We start from the raw sequence: 17,452 nt of genomic DNA, 5'->3' as shown, positions 1-17,452 counted from the left end.
AGACGTCATGAACGCAGCCACTCCCACGACCAATCCCGCCCGCAAACGCCTGCTGCTGATCGCCACCGGCGTTTTCATCCTCATCGCGATCGCCTACGGCATCTGGTGGGTCCTGTTCGGCGCCCACTTCGAAAGCACCGATGACGCCTACGTGCACGGCAACCTGGTGCAGATCACCCCGCAGGTGCCCGGCACCGTGGTGGCCATCGAGGCCGACGACACCGAGACCGTCACCGCCGGCCAGCCGCTGGTGCGCATCGATCCCGCCGACACGCAGGTCGCCCTGCAGCAGGCCGAGGCCAAGCTGGCGCAGACCGTGCGCCAGGTCCGCACCTACTATGTCCAGAACGACGCGCTGGCCGCGGACGTCGACCTGCGCCAGGCCGACATCCAACGCGCCCAGGCCGAACTGACGCGCGCCCAGAGCGACGTCAGCCGGCGCCAGCAACTGGCCAAGTCGGGCGGCGTCAGCGGCGAGGAAATCCTGCACGCCGAAGCGGCGCTCAAGACCGCGCAGTCCGGCCTGGCGCAGGCGCGCGCGGCGCTGGCCGCCTCGCGCGCCAAGCTGGCGACCAACCAGGCCCTGACCCAAGGCACCACGGTGGCCGACCACCCCGACGTGCGCCAGGCCGTGGCCGGTCTGCGCAACGCCTGGCTGGCGCAATCGCGCACGGTGCTGCCGGCGCCCGTCGGCGGCGTCATCGCCCGCCGCAGCGTCCAGGTTGGCCAGCGGGTGGCGCCCGGCGCCGCGCTCATGACCGTGGTGCCGCTGGACCAGGTCTGGGTCGAAGCCAACTTCAAGGAAGGCCAGCTGCGCAAGATGCGCGTCGGCCAACCGGTCAAGATGACCGCCGACCTGTACGGCAGCTCGATCACCTACCACGGCACCGTCGAGGGCCTGGATGCCGGCACCGGCGCCGCCTTCGCCCTGCTGCCGGCCCAGAACGCCACCGGCAACTGGATCAAGGTGGTGCAGCGCGTGCCCGTGCGCATCAAGCTCGATCCCGAGGACCTGAAGACGCACCCGCTGCGCGTGGGCCTGTCGATGGACGTGGAAGTCGACGTCGGCAAGCAGGACGGCGAAGCGCTGACCGCGGCCGCCCGCAAGGAACCGGCCTGGTCGACGCGCGCCTTCGAACCTGCCCATGACGAGATCGACGCCACGATCGAGAAGATCATCCAGGCCAACCTCGCCTCCGACGAATTCACCCCGCAGGCGGCCGCAACGCCCGCGACCAAAGAGGGCTTGGCGCGCGGCGCCAAGTAAGGGAGCGTTCCCATGAGCACCACCGCGCAGCCCGCGGCCGGCGGCGCCCCCGCCGAATCCACCGTACTTCCGCCGGGAACCTATCCGCCGCTGGAGGGCGCTACCCGCATCATCGGGTCGATCGCGCTGTCCACGGCGGTGTTCATGAATGTGCTGGACACCTCGATCGCGAACGTGTCCATTCCCACGATTTCCGGCGACCTGGGTGTCAGCTCCAGCCAGGGCACCTGGGTCATCACCTCGTTCGCCGTGGCCAATGCCATCACCGTGCCGTTGACCGGCTGGCTGACGCAGCGGTTCGGCCAGGTGCGGCTTTTCCTGATCTCCACCCTGCTGTTCGTGCTGGCCTCGTGGCTGTGCGGTTTCTCGCCGTCGCTGGAAGCCCTGATCGCATTCCGCGTGCTGCAAGGCGCGGTGGCCGGGCCCATGATCCCGCTGTCGCAGACCCTGATGCTGGCCAGCTTCCCCAAGTCCAAGGCGGGCATGGCGCTGGCGGTCTGGTCCATGACGACACTGGTGGCGCCGGTGGCCGGCCCCCTGCTGGGCGGCTGGATCTCCGACAACTACACCTGGCCCTGGATCTTCTACATCAACGTGCCGGTGGGCCTGCTGGCGGCGTGGATCAGCTGGCGCATCTACGGCAACCGCGAATCGCTGACCCGCAAGCTGCCGATCGACAAACTCGGCCTGGTGCTGCTGGTGGTGTGGGTCGGCTCGCTGCAGATCATGCTCGACAAGGGCAAGGAACTGGACTGGTTCGCCAGCCCCACCATCATCGCCCTGGCGGCCATCGCCTTCGTCGCCTTCGTCTTCTTCCTGATCTGGGAACTGACCGACGCGCATCCGGTGGTCGACCTGCGCCTGTTCAAGATCCGCAACTTCACGGTCGGCGCACTGACGCTGGCGGTGGCCTACGGCGTGTTCTTCGGCAATGTGGTGCTGCTGCCCTTGTGGCTGCAAAGCTACATGGGCTACACGGCCACCTATGCCGGCCTGGTGACCGCGCCGGTGGGCCTGCTGGCCATCCTGCTCACGCCGATGGTGGGCAAGATGCTGGCCACCCGTGATCCGCGCCAGATCGTGACGGTGGCGTTCCTGATCTTCGCGCTGGTGTGCTTCATGCGTTCGGGCTTCAACACCCAGACCGACGTGCGCACGTTGATGATCCCGACGATCATCCAGGGCGCGGCCATGGCGGCGTTCTTCGTGCCGCTGACCTCGATCACCCTGTCCAGCATCGAGCCCTGGCGCATACCGGCCGCTTCGGGCCTGTCGAACTTCCTGCGGTTGACCGCCGGCGCCTTCGGCACCTCGATCGCGACCACGCTGTGGGAAAACCGCGCCACCCTGCACCATGCCCAGCTGACCGAGGTCGCCAAGCCGGGCCAGCAGGCCTTCGACCAGACCTTGAGCGCACTGCAAAACGGCGTCGGCATGTCGCACCAGCAGGCGCTGAGCACGGTCGACAGGCTGATCAACGCCCAGGCATTCACCATGTCGGCGGTGGATGTGTTCTACGCCTCGGCGGTCATCTTCCTGCTGCTGACCGGGCTGGTCTGGTTCGCGCGGCCGCGCTCGGCCAAGGCGGGCGGCGGTGGCGGCGCCGCGGAAGCAGCCGCGGGCGCCCACTAAACCTCTCACGACAGAGGGGCCAAAGAATAGGGCCCGGCAGAATCTGCCGAGCCCTAATTCAATTTTTCAGCAACGCGCGCCAGTCCTGCCGCTCGATCACCTCCGGCGGCAGCGCGCTTACCGACGACAGATTGATCACCGACACACCGCGCGCACGCCACTGCTGCGCGGCGAAACGAAACGAGGGTTCGATAAGGTGGGCGAAATTGCGCGCCAGCCGGCTGGTCTGAGGCGTGTCACCCTCGTCATAGAACCGCATGCCATGCTGCAGCGTCAGGTCCAGCCCGTGCACGTAAACCTTGCGCGCCCCACCGGAAATCATCACCTGCAGCGCCACATAGGCCACCGTATCGGCGTCGAACACCCCAAGTGACGCGTCGAAGCTGTATCCCAGGCCCTGCTTGGCATCCAATAACCGCAGGTCTGGCGACGCCGCCACGATGCGCTTGAGCACTGCGGGCGCTGCGCTGCGCTGGTAGGCGCGCTCTGAAATGAATTCGATGATACAAATGCGGCAACGAATGTATTCCTGCGCAATCCCCTGCATGATGTAGCGCAGCACATCCGGCAGCACATACAGCGTTAGGTCACAAGCGACGATCTCGCGCACCAGATCAATGCGGTCCCGCACGAAGTTCTGATCGATAATGCAGTAATACTTGAACTGCAGATCGAACTTGCGCTTCAGTGTGATCGATCCATTCACTCCCATGGCGGCCCGGATATTCAGGCGGTCATAAGGAATCTCGGCAATCGAGGGGCCGCTCAGAATCAGATGCATCTCGTCGTCGCTGGGGTCGTATCCCTGCTCCAACGGCGTAATCGGAATAGAACGACCTAGCGCCCGGAAACCACAGATCACTCCGGCCGGATTGCGCCAGATACGCACGAAGGGCCACAGATGCTGATTGTGGCGCTGCGTGCGCGACCGCATCATCCGGAAAAGCTTCCGAACGAAGCGGTCCGCACGACTGCCGCCCACCCGAACAGTGGGGGCGGCAATGGGTTCGACCATAGTATCGGTCCTCATACAGCGCTACACCGACTCGATAAGCGACGCGATAGCGTCGCCCACCTCGGCTGTTGATGCGGAGCCCTTCATGTCGCGCGTACGTGGGCCGTCAGCCAGCACCGACTCAATGGCGCGGACCACGGTCCCCGAGGCATCCGGATACCCGAGAAAGTCCAGCATCAGCGCGCCGCTCCAGATCTGGCCGATCGGGTTGGCGATGCCCTGGCCGTAAATATCGGGTGCAGAACCGTGCACGGGCTCGAACAGCGAGGGGAATCTTCGCTCGGGATTCAGATTGGCAGACGGCGCGATACCAATGGTTCCGGTGCAGGCGGGGCCAAGGTCGGAGAGAATATCGCCGAAAAGATTGGAAGCTACAACCACGTCGAACCAGTCAGGGTGTTGCACGAAGTGCGCGCAGAGGATATCGATGTGATATTTGTCCCAACGAACATCCGGATAGTTCCCGGCCATATCCACCACGCGCTGATCCCACCAGGGCATCGAAATCGAAATACCGTTGGACTTGGTCGCAGCCGTCAGGTGCTTGCCGCGCTTGCGGGCCAATTCGAAGGCGAATTTCAACACGCGCTCGGCACCGATGCGGGTAAATACGCTTTCCTGAATGACGACTTCGCGCTCGGTGCCGCCAAACAGGACGCCGCCACTGTTGGAATATTCTCCCTCGGTGTTTTCGCGCACGATGAAGAAATCGATCTCGCCGGGCTGGCGGCCGGCCAGCGGCGACGGCACCCCCGGCATCAGACGCACCGGACGCAGATTGATGTATTGATCGAATTCACGGCGAAACTTGAACAGGGAGCCCCATAGCGCCTCGTGGTCGGGCACCGTGGCTGGCCAACCGATGGCGCCGAAGAAAATCGCTTCATGCTGGCCGATCTGCCGTTGCCAATCGTCCGGCATCATCTTGCCGTGCTGGGCGTAGTAATCGCAGCTCCAGTCGAAGTGGTCCCACTGGAACTCAATGCCGAAGCGTGACGCCACGGCGTCGAGTACTTTCAGGCCCTCTGGAACGACTTCCTTGCCAATTCCGTCCCCTGGGATCACCGCAATTTTGTGCTTTTTTACCACCGTCCGCTTCCTTTGTATCCTGGATTGCATCGCCCAGAATCATAGGCATAAATGACGGCAACGCAATACCCCAAGTTACAAACAACGTACTACCCTGCGTTACAACAAACCGAGCACAAATTTGTTCCGTTAATGGAACACAGAATTCAGCGACGCGTCTTGGATCCCAGCAGCGATCCGAGAATACCGCGCGCCAGTTGCGTCGCGATCGACCGGGCCGTGCTTTTGGCGAAGGTCTGCACCACGCCGTCGCGCTTGCCGCCGCGCGGCCCGGTCGAGCCGAACAGCACGTCATTCAGGCTGTCCATGAGCCCCCCGCCCTGCGCCCCGGCCGGCGCGCCCCCCGCCGTCGGCGTCGGCGCGGCCCTTCCGGGGGCCTGATCGGCCGGCGCCGCGGCGCGTCCGGCCAACACCTCGTACGCAGATTCGCGGTCGATGGCCTTGTCATATTTGGCCGACATGGGGCTGCCCTGGCGCAAGGCCTGGCGCTCCGCGTCGGTGGCCGGGCCGATACGGCTCGCTGGCGGCACGATCCAGGCGCGTTCGGTCGGCATCGGTCGCCCCTTGGCGTCCAGCAGCGACACCAGCGCCTCGCCCACGCCCAGTTCGGTGATGGCGGCTTCGATGTCCAGCCCCGGATTGGGCCGCATGGTCTGGGCCGCGGTCTTGACGGCCTTCTGGTCGCGCGGCGTGAAGGCCCGCAGCGCGTGCTGCACCCGGTTGCCCAGTTGCCCCAGCACCGTGTCCGGAATATCCAGCGGATTCTGCGTGACGAAATACACGCCCACGCCCTTGGAACGCACCAGGCGCACCACCTGCTCGATCTTGTTCAGCAGCGCCGGCGGCGCGTCGTTGAACAGCAGATGCGCCTCGTCGAAGAAGAACACCAGCTTGGGCTGGTCCGGATCCCCCACCTCGGGCAGCTTCTCGTACAGGTCGGCCAGCAGCCACAGCAGGAAGATCGCGTACAGCCGGGGGGCCTGCATCAGCTTGTCGGCGGCCAGCACGTTGACGATGCCACGGCCCTGGGCGTCGGTGCGCATCAGGTCGGCCACGTCCAGCATCGGCTCACCGAAGAATTTCTCGGCGCCCTGCGACTCCAGCGCCAGCAGGCCGCGCTGGATCGCGCCGACGCTGGCGGCGGACACGTTGCCATAGCGGGTCTTGAGCTCGGCGGCGCGGTCGGCGACGTTCTGCAGCATCGCGCGCAGGTCTTTCAGATCCAGCAGCAACTGGCCCTCGTCGTCGGCCACCTTGAAAACCAGGGTCAGCACCCCTTCCTGGGTATCGTTCAACTCCAGGATGCGCGCCAGCAGCAGCGGCCCCATGTCAGTGATGGTGGCTCGCACCGGCGTGCCCTGCTCGCCGAACACGTCCCACAGCGCGACCGGGCTGGCGCCCCAGGCCGGCTCATCCAGGCCCAGGTTCTTGAGCCGCTCCTGCAGCTTGGGACTGGCCGTCCCGGCCTGCGAAATGCCGGTCAGGTCGCCCTTGACGTCGGCCATGAAGACCGGCGTGCCGATGCGGGAGAAGGATTCGGCCAGCACCTGCAGGGTGACGGTCTTGCCGGTACCGGTGGCGCCAGTGATGCAGCCGTGGCGGTTGGCCAGGGCGGGCAAGAGGGCCAATTCGGTCTGCGCGTTCTTGGCGATGACGATGGGATTGGGCATGGACAGCTCTCCGGACCGGAATGACTCAGATGCCCAAGTGTAGAGCCTGCGATGGCGGTTGTGCGCGTGGCAATATGGACACAGGCGGCGCACTCCCGGGCGCGTCGGCCGCCGGCACGGTAAAATGCCGTTTTTGCAGACAATTTATCCTGGGAAGCCATGGCCGGACACAGCAAATGGGCCAATATTCAGCACCGCAAAGGCCGCCAAGACGCCAAACGCGGAAAGCTCTGGACCAAGATCATTCGTGAAATCACCGTGGCGGCGCGCGCCGGCGGCCCCGACCCGGACAGCAACCCGCGCTTGCGCATGGCCTGGGACAAGGCCACCGACGCCAACATGCCCAAGGACAACATCCAGCGCGCCATCCAGCGCGGCGCGGGCGGCGCGGACGGCGAAGCGTACGAAGAAGTGCGCTACGAAGGCTACGGCATCGGCGGCGCGGCGGTCATCGTCGACTGCATGACCGACAACCGCACCCGCACCGTGGCCGAAGTGCGCCACGCCTTCGCCAAGAACGGCGGCAACCTGGGCCAGGAAGGCTCGGTCGCCTTCATGTTCAAGCACTGCGGCCAATTCGTGTTCGCTCCCGGCACGCCGGAAGACAAAGTCATGGAAGCCGCCCTCGAGGCCGGCGCCGAAGACGTCGCCACCGACGAGGAAGGCGTGATCGAAGTCATCTGCGCCCCGGCCGACTACGCCGCCGTGCGCAAGGCGTTCGACGAGGCCGGCCTGAAGGCCGAGGTCGACGGCATTGTCATGAAGGCCCTGAACGAAACCGAACTGGCCGGCGAAGACGCCATCAAGATGCAGAAGCTGCTCGACGCCCTGGAAGGCCTGGACGACGTGCAGGAAGTCTATACCACCGTCATTTTCGACGAAGCGCAGTAATTTCCACGCGGTTTTCCGCGCGGTTTTTCCATTACCCGGCGCGCGGCAGGCCTCGCCTCCTCGCGCCACGCTGTCACCGGATCCGGGCCCGCCCGGATCCGTGGCCTATCTCTCGGGCAGGTGTCTGACGACACTCGACTGGCAACCTTAAGAATCACGCAACAATGAAACTCCTGGTAATTGGCTCGGGCGGCCGCGAACATGCCCTCGCCTGGCGACTGGCCCGCTCCCCGCGCGTACACAAGGTGTATGTGGCGCCGGGCAACGGCGGCACGCAACGGGCCGAGCAGATGGAAAACATCCCGCTCACCAATGCCGAGGAATTGGCCGATTTCGTCCAGCGCGAAGGCATCGCCCTGACGGTCGTCGGCCCCGAGGCGCCGCTGGCCGCCGGCGTGGTCGACGTCTTCCGCGCCCGCGGCCTGAAGATCTTTGGCCCGACCAAGGCCGCCGCGCAACTGGAAAGCTCCAAGGACTACGCCAAGGCCTTCATGGTCCGGCACAATATCCCGACCGCGCGCTATGCCACCTTCACCGACCCGGCCCAGGCGCATGCCTACATCGACCAGGAAGGCGCCCCCATCGTGATCAAGGCCGACGGCCTGGCCGCCGGCAAGGGCGTGGTGGTCGCCGCCACGCTCGAAGAGGCCCACGCCGCCGTTGACGCCATGCTGGGCGACGGCTCCATGGGCGAAGCCGGCGCGCGCGTCGTCATCGAGGAATGCCTGGTCGGCGAGGAAGCCAGCTTCATCGTCATGTGCGACGGCCGCAACGTGCTGGCGCTGGCCACCAGCCAGGACCACAAGCGCCTGCAGGACGGCGACCAGGGCCCGAACACCGGCGGCATGGGCGCCTACTCGCCCGCCCCGATCGTCACGCCCGAGCTGCACCACCGCATCATGCGCGAAATCATCCTGCCGACCGTGCAGGGCATGACGCGCGACGGCATCCCCTACACCGGCTTCCTGTACGCCGGCCTGATGATCGCCCCCGGCGATGATCCCGACCGCGACATCAAGACGCTGGAATTCAACTGCCGCATGGGCGACCCGGAAACCCAGCCGATCATGATGCGCGTCAAGAGCGACCTGCTGGACGCGCTCGAGCACGCCGTCGAGGGCACGCTGGACCAGGCCGACATCACCTGGGACCGCCGCACCGCCCTGGGCGTGGTGCTGGCCTCGCACAACTATCCCAACACCCCGCGCACCGGCGACGTCATCCGCGGCCTGCCCGCCGACGCCGACGACTGCATGGTGTTCCACGCGGCCACCCGCCTGGAAGGCGACGAAACCCAGACCACCGGCGGCCGCGTGCTGTGCGTCACGGCGCTGGGCGACTCGGTCAAGATGGCGCGCGACCGCGTGTACGAAGCCATCGACGGCATCCACTTCGACGGCCGCCAGTACCGCAGCGACATCGGCTGGCGCGCGCTCAAGCCGTCGCAGCAGAAGCCCAAGTCCAACGCGTAACCGGAAGCGCCGATGAACGCCTTGCCCGTCGCCGACGTCCGCGGCTACCTCACCGGCCTGCAGTCCCGCATCGTCGCCGCGCTGGAGGCCGCCGAAGGCGGTCCCTTCCGCAGCGACGAATGGGTCCGGCCCGAAGGCGGCGGCGGCCTGTCGCGCCTGCTCGAAGGCGGCCAGTTGTTCGAGCGCGCCGGCGTGCTGTTCAGCCACGTCCAGGGTTCGAAGCTGCCGCCGTCGGCCAGTGCGCACCGGCCCGAGCTGGCCGGCCGCTCCTGGGAAGCCATGGGGGTGTCGATGGTGCTGCACCCGCGCAACCCGTACGTGCCCACCACGCACATGAACGTGCGCATGTTCGTCGCCGCGGCCCGTCCCGGCCATGACGAGGCCGACGTGTTCTGGTTCGGCGGCGGCATCGACCTGACGCCTTACTACCCTTTCGAGGAAGACGCGCGTCACTTCCACACGGTGTGCCGCGACGCCCTGGCCGGGCATGGCGCCGACTACTACCCGCGCTACAAGCGCTGGTGCGATGAGTATTTCTTCCTCAAGCACCGCAACGAAACCCGGGGCATCGGCGGCATTTTCTTCGATGACCTGAACGCTCCCGGCTTCGACGCCTCGTTCGCCCTGACGCGCTCGGTCGGCGACGCCTTCCTCGACAGCTACCTGCCGATCGTCGAACGTCGCCGCCACACGCCCTACGGCGAACGCGAACGCGACTTCCAGGCCTACCGCCGCGGCCGCTACGTCGAATTCAACCTGGTGTTCGACCGCGGCACGCTGTTCGGCCTGCAGTCCGGCGGCCGCACCGAGTCGATCCTGCTGTCCATGCCGCCGCTGGCGCAATGGCGCTACGACTGGCAACCGGAGGCGGGCACGCCCGAGGCCGAGCTGGCTGCCTACCTGACGCCGCGGGACTGGGTGTGAAGCGCATCGGTCTTCTGGGCGGCAGTTTCGACCCCGTCCACGTCGCGCATGTCGCGCTGGCCGAAAACGCGCTGCGCGCGCTCGGCCTGGCGCAAGTGCAACTGATCCCGGCGGCCAACCCCTGGCAGCGCGCCGCCTTGCACGCCACCGCGGACCAGCGCCGCGCCATGCTGGAGCTGGCCATCGCCGGCCACGATGGCTTGGCGGTCAACCCGATCGAACTCGAACGCGGCGGCGCCACCTACACTATCGACACCCTGCGCGCCCTGCCCGCGGATGCCCGCTATGTCTGGCTGCTGGGCGCCGACCAGTTGGCCAATTTCTGCACCTGGCAGTCATGGCGCGAAATCGCCAGCCTGGTCGACCTGGCGGTGGCCACACGCCCAGGCACGCCGCTGGCGCCGCCCGCGGAACTGGCCGACTGGCTGCGCGGCCAGGGACGCCAGCTCGAAGAATTGCCTTTCGCCCCGATGCCGGTCTCGGCCTCGCAGATCCGCGAGCGCCTGGCCCGGGGCGAATCGACCGACGGCCTGCTGGCCGCGCCCGTCGCTGCCTATATTGCGGCGCACCATCTTTACCGATAAACCCATCCCGCCCTGGCGCGCAGCGCCACGGAAACCGGCACTCGCCGTCCGTCAGCGGGTTATATTTGCAGCTATGGATATACAGAAACTCCAACGCGCCGTCATCGACGCCCTCGAAGACGTCAAGGCGCAAGACATCAAGGTCTTCAACACCACGCATCTGACCAGCCTGTTCGATCGCGTCGTGATTGCAAGCGCCACTTCCAACCGGCAGACCCGCGCGCTGGCCTCCAGCGTGTCGGACCGCGGCCGCGCGCTCGGCCTGTCCGGCATCACGATCGAAGGCGAAGACACCGGCGAATGGGTCGTGGTCGACCTTGGCGATGTCGTGGTCCACATCATGCAGCCCGCCATCCGCCAGTACTACAACCTGGAAGAGATCTGGGGCGGCAAGCCGGTGCGCGTCAAACTGCTGCCCGAATCCACCCGGGTCGCGCCGATCGCCAGCGATAGCGCCTACGACAGCACCGACGACTGAGGCGCGGCGTGAAGCTGATCGTCGCCGCCGTGGGCACGCGCATGCCGGACTGGGTGCAGACCGCCTGGGATGACTACGCCAAGCGCCTGCCCCCCGACTGCGCGCTGGAACTGCGCGAGATCAAGCCCGAGCCTCGCACCACTGGCAAGACCCCGGCCCAGATGATGGCCGCCGAGGCCAAGCGCATCGAGGCCGCGCTGCCGGCCGGTGCGCTACGCCTGGCGCTGGACGAACGCGGCCGCGACCTCACCACCATGGCGTTGTCGCAAAAGCTGGAGCAATGGCGCGCCGGTGGCCAGGACGTCGCCTTCCTGGTCGGCGGCCCCGACGGCCTGGATGCCGAGCTCAAGGCCTCGTGCAGCGGCCAGTTGCGCCTGTCGTCACTGACGCTGCCGCACCCCATGGTGCGCGTGGTGCTGGCCGAACAGCTCTACCGCGCCTGGGCCATCATGACCAACCATCCCTACCATCGCGCCTGAGGCAGGACGCCGGACGCCGGCCTGGCGCGCGCCGCTTCCCATGACTGACGCTCCCTCTCCCGCACGCCTGTACCTCGCCTCCGCCAGCCCGCGCCGGCGCGAACTGCTGACGCAGATCGGCCTCGCGCACGACGTGCTGCGCGTGCCGGCGCCGCCCGGTGAAGACGAACCCCAGCACCCCGGCGAAAGCGCCGCCGACTATGTCCAGCGCACCGCGCGCGACAAGGCCGAACGCGGCCGCGATTGGCTGCGCGCGCAAGCCCTGCCGGTCTTGCCGCTGCTGGCCGCCGACACCACCGTCATCCTCGACGGCCAGGTGCTGGGCAAGCCCGCCGACCGCGACGACGCCATCCGCATCCTGCAGGCGTTGTCGGGCCAGACGCACCAGGTCCACACCGCCGTCGCGCTATGGACGGGCGATCGCCTGCTGGAAGCGGTTTCGATCACCCAGGTGCAGATGCGCCCCTTGCAACCCGACGAAATCGCGCGCTACTGCGACAGCGGCGAGCCTTACGGCAAAGCCGGCGCCTATGGCATCCAGGGCCTGGCGGGCACTTTCATCGCGCGCATCGACGGCAGCTACACCGGCGTCATGGGCCTGCCGCTATTCGAGACCGCCAACCTGTTGCGGGCCGCGGGCATCGCGATTCCCTGATTCCGCGCAATCCCATGAAAAAAGCCCCCGGGCCTTGCGGTCCCGGGGGCTTTTTGACGTGGTCAGCCGGCGATCAGCTTTGCGACGTCGAGACCCGCGCCATTGCCTGCGGCTGCGCGGCCGGCGCCTCGCCTTCCAGCGCGGCATGCAGCTGGTCCTTGTCCAGCTCGCCTTCCCAACGCGCCACCACGACCGCGGCGGTGGCGTTGCCAACCAGGTTGGTCAGCGCGCGGCATTCGGACATGAAACGGTCCACGCCCAGGATCAGCGCCATGCCGGCCACCGGCACCGTCGGCACCACCGACAACGTCGCGGCCAAGGTGATGAATCCGGCGCCCGTCACGCCCGCGGCGCCCTTGGAGCTCAGCATCGCCACCAGCAGCAACAGGATCTGGTCGCCCAGCGACAGCGGAATGTCGCAGGCCTGCGCGATGAACAGCGCCGCCATCGTCATGTAGATGTTGGTGCCGTCCAGGTTGAACGAATAACCGGTGGGCACCACCAGGCCGACCACCGACTTCGAGCAGCCGGCGCGTTCCATCTTCTGCATCAACGTCGGCAGCGCGGCCTCCGACGAGCTCGTGCCCAGCACCAGCAGCAGCTCTTCGCGGATGTAGCGCACCAGCTTCAGGATCGAGAAGCCGTTGTAGCGCGCCACCAGGCCCAGCACCACGACCACGAACAGCACCGAGGTGGCGTAGAAGGTGCCCACCAGCATCGCCAGGTTGATGATCGACTTGATGCCGTACTTGCCGATGGTGAAGGCCATCGCGCCGAAGGCGCCGATGGGCGCGGCCTTCATCAGAATGGCGACCAGCTTGAAAATCGGCTGGGCCAGCGCCGTCAGGAAGTCCAGCACCGGCTTGCCGCGCTCGCCGACCTGCGCCAGCGCGATGCCGAACAGCACCGCCACGAACAGCACCTGCAGGATGTCGCCGCCGACGAACGGACTGAAGATGGTGGTGGGGATGACGTTCAGCAGGAAGCCCGTGATGGTCGAGTCATGCGCCTTGGCGACATAGCCCGACACCGCCTTCTGGTCCAGCGTGGCCGGATTGATGTGCATGCCGGCGCCCGGCTGCACGATATGGCTCACCACCATGCCCACGATCAGGGCCAGCGTCGAGAACACCAGGAAGTACAACATGGCCTTGCCCGCCACGCGCCCGACCTTCTTCAGGTCGCTCATGGCCGCGATGCCGGTTGCTACCGTCAGGAAGATCACCGGGGCGATGATCATCTTCACCAGCTTGATGAAGCCATCGCCGAGCGGCTGCATCGCCTGGCCGAGGTCGGGCTTGAAATAGCCCAACAGGATGCCGACCACGATGGCGAACAGCACCTGCACATACAGAATTTGATAGAACTTGAGCTTGCGCGCAGGCGCGCTTTGATCTACTTCGATCATTGGGATTTGTCCCCACCAGGGGCCCCATGTTCCCTGCGACGATGCACAGTGGTTGTCGGGGCGTTATCTCTTTTAGGGCCTTGCGTATCTCCGCGGGCCGATTTCACCCGGTGCGCGATGCCGCCAGGCTTATCCCGGTAGATGCAAATGTCGTGCCAACCCATGCCTGCCCTGGCGTTGGGGTTCAAGCCCTTGATTCAATGGTGATTTCCATCCGCAGCGATGGCATCGCGCCGAAAACATTGGCGAAATATCACACAGAAAACGGATAAAATGTGCGAAAAACCGCACAACCCATGCCTACCTGTCCTCCTTCTCCAAAGGCGGCCTCCACGGAGGAGCCTTACCCTGGCGCCGCCGCGCTCCGGCGCCGCCCGGCCTGGCCCTGGGCATTGCTGGTCCTGGCGGCGGTGGCGATCGTCTTCGGCGTGCTGCACGCCGCCAGCGAATGGGCGCGTGAAGGCGCGCTCAAAGAGGCCTATCTCCAGGCCCGCAGCGCCGGCCAGATCAACGCCGCCCTGCTGCGCAACAACCTGGACAAATTCCGCGCGCTGCCCTTCGTCCTGACCCGCGACGTAGACTTGCGCGCCACCCTGCAGAACCCCACCCCGGCCCTGATCGAATCGCTGGACGAAAAGCTCGATGCCTTGAGTCACGGCGTCGGCGCCTCGGCCATCTATGTGCTGGACCAAAGCGGCTACGCCATCGCCGCCAGCAATTGGCGCGAGCCCGCGACGTTCGTCGGCGTCGACTACCAATTCCGACCCTACTTCCGCGGCGCCGTGACGCACGGTTCGGCCGAGCATTTCGCGCTGGGCACCATCAGCCACGAAGCCGGCCTGTACCTGTCCCGACGGGTCGACGACACCAACGGCGCCATGCTGGGCGTGGTGGTGCTGAAGGTGGACTTCCGCGACCTCGAGGCCGACTGGCGCCAGTCGAACGCGCCCATCTTCGTCACCGACGAACATGGCGTGGTGCTGCTGGGCAGCTTGCCCGACTGGCGCTTCCGCGTGCTGGCGCCGCTGACGCCCGACCTGGCGCAGACCCTGCGCACCAGCCTGCAATTCGGCGACGCCATGTTCCAGCCCCTGCCGCTGCAACCGCCCCTGAAAACCGTCACGGGCGGCCAAATCGTGCGAGCCGGGGAGGCCCTGCCGCAGATTCCCGCCGGCTCCCCGCTGCTGCACACCACGCTGCCCATCGTCGAATCCCCCGGCTGGACGCTGCATCTGCTGTCACCCGTGCAATCCGCTCTGAACCGCGCCACCGCCAACGCCCAGCTGGGCGCACTGCTGGCGCAAGGCGTGCTTGCAGCCATCATCGGCATCCTGCTCTATCGCCGCCATCGCAGCCGCGAACGGACCGCGCAGCAATTGGCCGTACGCCAGCAACTGGCTGACCAGGTCGAGGAACGCACCGCGCAGCTGCGCGAGGTAAACCAGCAGCTGCTCGCACAGATGGACGAACGCCAGCGCACCGAGGCACGCTTGCACACCATGCAGGATGAATTGGTGCAAGCCAGCAAACTCGCCCTGCTGGGGCAAGTTGCCGCCGGCGTCGCGCACGAAATCAACCAGCCCGTGGCCGCGATACGCACCTATGCCGACAACGCCGCCGAATTCCTGCGCCGCCAGGACAGCGGCTCGGCCGCGGAGAATCTTGGCACCATTGCCGCCTTGACCGAGCGCATCGGCCACATCACCGGCGAGTTGCGCGCCTTTTCGCGCAAGGCGGGCGCCACGGTCGGCCCCACCAGCCTGAAGGAAGCGCTGGATGGCGCGCTGCTGTTGGTGGGGCCACGCGCCAGGCGCCAGGGCGTGGCGCTGCAACGTCCTCCCGTCGAACAGGACTACCTGGTACAGGCCAATCGCATCCGGCTCGAGCAGGTGCTGGTGAACCTGCTGCAGAACGGACTGGACGCGCTCGAGGGCCAGGCCGACGGCCGCATCATCATCGCCGTGCAGGACTTGGGCGCCTCGGTGCAATTGTTCGTCAACGACAATGGTCCCGGCCTGTCGCCCCAGGCCAGCGCGCGCCTATTCACGCCCTTTCATACCACCAAGGCGGAAGGCCTCGGCCTCGGCCTGGTGATCTCTCGCGACATCATCGCCGAATTCGGCGGCGACCTGCGCGCCGCCCACCCCGGCGACGCCATTTTCCCCGCGCCCCACGGCCCCGGCCGCGGCGCGATGTTCACGCTGACGCTGCGCAAGTCGCCGCCCACGATCCATGACCCGCGTACCTGATTCCCCCCCTTCACCGTCCAAGCCCGGATCCGCCGCGCCGTCCAGTCCGGCCGCGCCATCCACGTCCTTCGCGTCGACCGCCGGCTCCACGGCGATCGCGACGCCAGCGGACCTACCCCTGCTCGGCGACAAATCCGGCACACCGCCGACGGTGCGAGTCGCCTTCATCGACGATGACGAAGACCTGCGCCGCGCCAACGTCCAGACGCTCAAGCTGCATGGCCTCACCGTCGACGCCCATGCCAGCGCGCGTAGCGCCCTGGCCACCCTGAACCGCGATTTCGACGGGGTGGTGGTCACGGACATCCGCATGCCCGACATCGACGGCCTGCAACTGTTCCAGCGCCTGCGTGCGATCGATCCGGAAATCCCCGTGATCCTCATCACCGGCCACGGCGACATCGCCACGGCGGTGCAATGCATGCGCGACGGCGCCTACGATTTCCTGGCCAAGCCCTATCCGCCCGATCGCCTGGTCACTGCGGTCACCCATGCCGCCGAAAAGCGCCATCTGGTGCTCGAGAATCGGCGCCTGCGCGACGCCGCCTTCGCGGTCGATGCCGACGAAGTGCCCTTCATCGGCACCACCCCGGCGATGCAACGCATCAAGCAGACGCTGCGCCATATCGCCGACGCCGATGTCGATGTCCTGGTGGAAGGCGAAACAGGCACGGGCAAAGAGGTGGTCGCCACTGCCCTGCATCGCCTGAGCCGGCGGCGCCACCGCGCCCTGGTCGCGATCAACTGCGGCGCATTGCCCGAGAGCGTGATCGAAAGCGAATTGTTCGGCCACGAGGCAGGCGCCTTCACCGGCGCGCAGAAGCGCCGTATCGGCCGCATCGAGCATGCCAGCGGCGGCACCTTGTTCCTGGACGAGATCGAAAGCATGCCTCTGGCCGTGCAGGTCAAGCTGCTGCGGGTGCTGGAATCCCGCCAGATCACGCCGCTGGGCAGCAACGAGGTCCGCAGCCTGGACTTGCGGGTCGTCGCCGCCACCAAGGAAGATCTGGGCAGCCCCGCCATTCGTGCCAAGTTCCGCGAAGACCTGTTCTACCGTCTCAACGTCGTCACTATCCGCATTCCGCCGCTACGCGAACGCCGCGAAGACATCCCGCTGCTGCTGGCGCACTACCTGGGCCACGCCTCGCGCCGCTTCCAGCGCGACATCCCCGACATGCCTGCCGACCTCAAGCGCCATCTGTTGACACACGATTGGCCCGGCAACGTCCGTGAGCTGGCTCATTTCGCCGAACGCTTCGTGCTGGGCGTGCTCAATACCTCTGCCACTGTGCCGCCCACGCAGGAAATCGCGCCAGGCACACTGCCCGAGAAGATGGAACGCTTTGAAGCGCAACTGATCCGCGAAGCGCTCGCCGCCCACCAAGGGGACGTACGCGCCACGATCGAAGCGCTGGGCATCCCCCGCAAGACCTTCTACGACAAACTGCAGCGCCACGGCATCGACCGCCAGGAATACACGGGCACGCCGGGGTGACCGATCCGCGCGGGATCGACGCCGTCAAACAAAAACCCCCGTGCGGCGCCAGCCGCACGGGGGTTTCTTTTTGGGGTTCGCGGCGCCGTGCGCGGGCGATGAGGGCCCAAGACGCGCCTACCGCCAGGGACAGCGCGCCGATCC

15 protein-coding genes are annotated in these 17,452 nt (G+C 66.6%); 11 read left to right on the top strand and 4 right to left on the bottom strand.

Annotation, left to right across the window (positions count from 1 at the left end; translation table 11 throughout):
• Positions 1-7: 7 nt before the first annotated feature.
• Both ABFG95_RS23810 and ABFG95_RS23805 read left to right on the top strand, forming a co-directional pair.
• Positions 8-1,267, top strand: coding sequence for an HlyD family efflux transporter periplasmic adaptor subunit (locus tag ABFG95_RS23810; protein WP_049075277.1), 1,260 nt, complete (start codon positions 8-10; stop codon positions 1,265-1,267).
• Between the two features lie 12 nt (positions 1,268-1,279).
• Positions 1,280-2,899 (top strand): DHA2 family efflux MFS transporter permease subunit, encoded by a 1,620-nt coding sequence (locus tag ABFG95_RS23805; RefSeq protein WP_278992552.1) that lies wholly within the window; start codon positions 1,280-1,282, stop codon positions 2,897-2,899.
• Between the two features lie 58 nt (positions 2,900-2,957).
• Here the strand turns inward: ABFG95_RS23805 and ABFG95_RS23800 are convergent, their stop codons facing one another.
• The 3 genes from ABFG95_RS23800 to ABFG95_RS23790 form a co-directional block, all read right to left on the bottom strand.
• On the bottom strand, positions 2,958-3,914 hold the full coding sequence (locus ABFG95_RS23800; RefSeq protein ID WP_175146181.1) for a hypothetical protein: 957 nt from the start codon (positions 3,912-3,914) through the stop codon (positions 2,958-2,960).
• 21 nt (positions 3,915-3,935) lie between these two features.
• Entirely contained in the window at positions 3,936-5,003 is a 1,068-nt protein-coding gene (locus ABFG95_RS23795; RefSeq protein WP_278992557.1) for a tartrate dehydrogenase, read from the bottom strand.
• Between the two features lie 146 nt (positions 5,004-5,149).
• Positions 5,150-6,673 carry a helicase HerA-like C-terminal domain-containing protein gene (locus tag ABFG95_RS23790; RefSeq protein ID WP_278992553.1) on the bottom strand — a complete coding sequence of 508 codons (1,524 nt, stop codon included), beginning with the start codon at positions 6,671-6,673 and terminating at the stop codon, positions 5,150-5,152.
• Between the two features lie 159 nt (positions 6,674-6,832).
• On the opposite strand from ABFG95_RS23790, the gene ABFG95_RS23785 reads away from it, so the two are divergent.
• The 7 genes from ABFG95_RS23785 to ABFG95_RS23755 all read left to right on the top strand — a co-directional run bounded on the left by ABFG95_RS23785 (position 6,833) and on the right by ABFG95_RS23755 (position 12,156).
• Positions 6,833-7,564 carry a YebC/PmpR family DNA-binding transcriptional regulator gene (locus ABFG95_RS23785; protein ID WP_278992554.1) on the top strand — a complete coding sequence of 244 codons (732 nt, stop codon included), beginning with the start codon at positions 6,833-6,835 and terminating at the stop codon, positions 7,562-7,564.
• Between the two features lie 164 nt (positions 7,565-7,728).
• Positions 7,729-9,036, top strand: coding sequence for a phosphoribosylamine--glycine ligase (purD, locus tag ABFG95_RS23780; RefSeq protein WP_049075285.1), 1,308 nt, complete (start codon positions 7,729-7,731; stop codon positions 9,034-9,036).
• Between the two features lie 12 nt (positions 9,037-9,048).
• Positions 9,049-9,960: an oxygen-dependent coproporphyrinogen oxidase gene (hemF, locus tag ABFG95_RS23775; protein WP_049075287.1), complete on the top strand. Its 912-nt coding sequence runs from the start codon at positions 9,049-9,051 to the stop codon at positions 9,958-9,960.
• Positions 9,957-10,544 (top strand): nicotinate (nicotinamide) nucleotide adenylyltransferase, encoded by a 588-nt coding sequence (nadD, locus tag ABFG95_RS23770; protein ID WP_049075288.1) that lies wholly within the window; start codon positions 9,957-9,959, stop codon positions 10,542-10,544. The genes hemF and nadD overlap by 4 nt, the downstream gene beginning before the upstream one ends.
• A 73-nt stretch (positions 10,545-10,617) precedes the next feature.
• Positions 10,618-11,022, top strand: a complete 405-nt coding sequence (gene rsfS, locus ABFG95_RS23765) for a ribosome silencing factor (RefSeq protein ID WP_054417831.1) — start codon at positions 10,618-10,620, stop codon at positions 11,020-11,022.
• Positions 11,023-11,030: 8 nt separating this feature from the next.
• The gene (gene rlmH, locus ABFG95_RS23760) at positions 11,031-11,501 is read left to right on the top strand and encodes a 23S rRNA (pseudouridine(1915)-N(3))-methyltransferase RlmH (RefSeq protein ID WP_049075290.1); all 471 of its coding nucleotides are present in this window, start codon (positions 11,031-11,033) and stop codon (positions 11,499-11,501) included.
• A 40-nt stretch (positions 11,502-11,541) separates the two neighbouring features.
• Complete coding sequence (locus tag ABFG95_RS23755) at positions 11,542-12,156, top strand: nucleoside triphosphate pyrophosphatase (RefSeq protein ID WP_063569549.1); 615 nt, start codon at positions 11,542-11,544, stop codon at positions 12,154-12,156.
• A 73-nt stretch (positions 12,157-12,229) separates the two neighbouring features.
• Here ABFG95_RS23755 and ABFG95_RS23750 read toward each other — a convergent pair whose 3' ends face one another.
• On the bottom strand, positions 12,230-13,564 hold the full coding sequence (locus ABFG95_RS23750) for a dicarboxylate/amino acid:cation symporter (protein ID WP_049075294.1): 1,335 nt from the start codon (positions 13,562-13,564) through the stop codon (positions 12,230-12,232).
• Between the two features lie 392 nt (positions 13,565-13,956).
• Here ABFG95_RS23750 and ABFG95_RS23745 point away from each other — a divergent pair, with 392 nt between their 5' ends.
• A complete protein-coding gene (locus tag ABFG95_RS23745) occupies positions 13,957-15,813 on the top strand; it encodes an ATP-binding protein (protein WP_348994967.1) in 1,857 nt (618 codons plus the stop codon).
• Positions 15,797-17,308, top strand: coding sequence for a sigma-54 dependent transcriptional regulator (locus ABFG95_RS23740; protein WP_348994966.1), 1,512 nt, complete (start codon positions 15,797-15,799; stop codon positions 17,306-17,308). The genes ABFG95_RS23745 and ABFG95_RS23740 overlap by 17 nt, the downstream gene beginning before the upstream one ends.
• Positions 17,309-17,452 lie beyond the last annotated feature (144 nt).

The organism is Achromobacter sp. HNDS-1, from assembly GCF_040084795.1.
GTDB classification, from domain to species: domain Bacteria; phylum Pseudomonadota; class Gammaproteobacteria; order Burkholderiales; family Burkholderiaceae_B; genus Achromobacter; species Achromobacter ruhlandii.
This window is presented reverse-complemented; position numbering and strand designations above follow the sequence as displayed.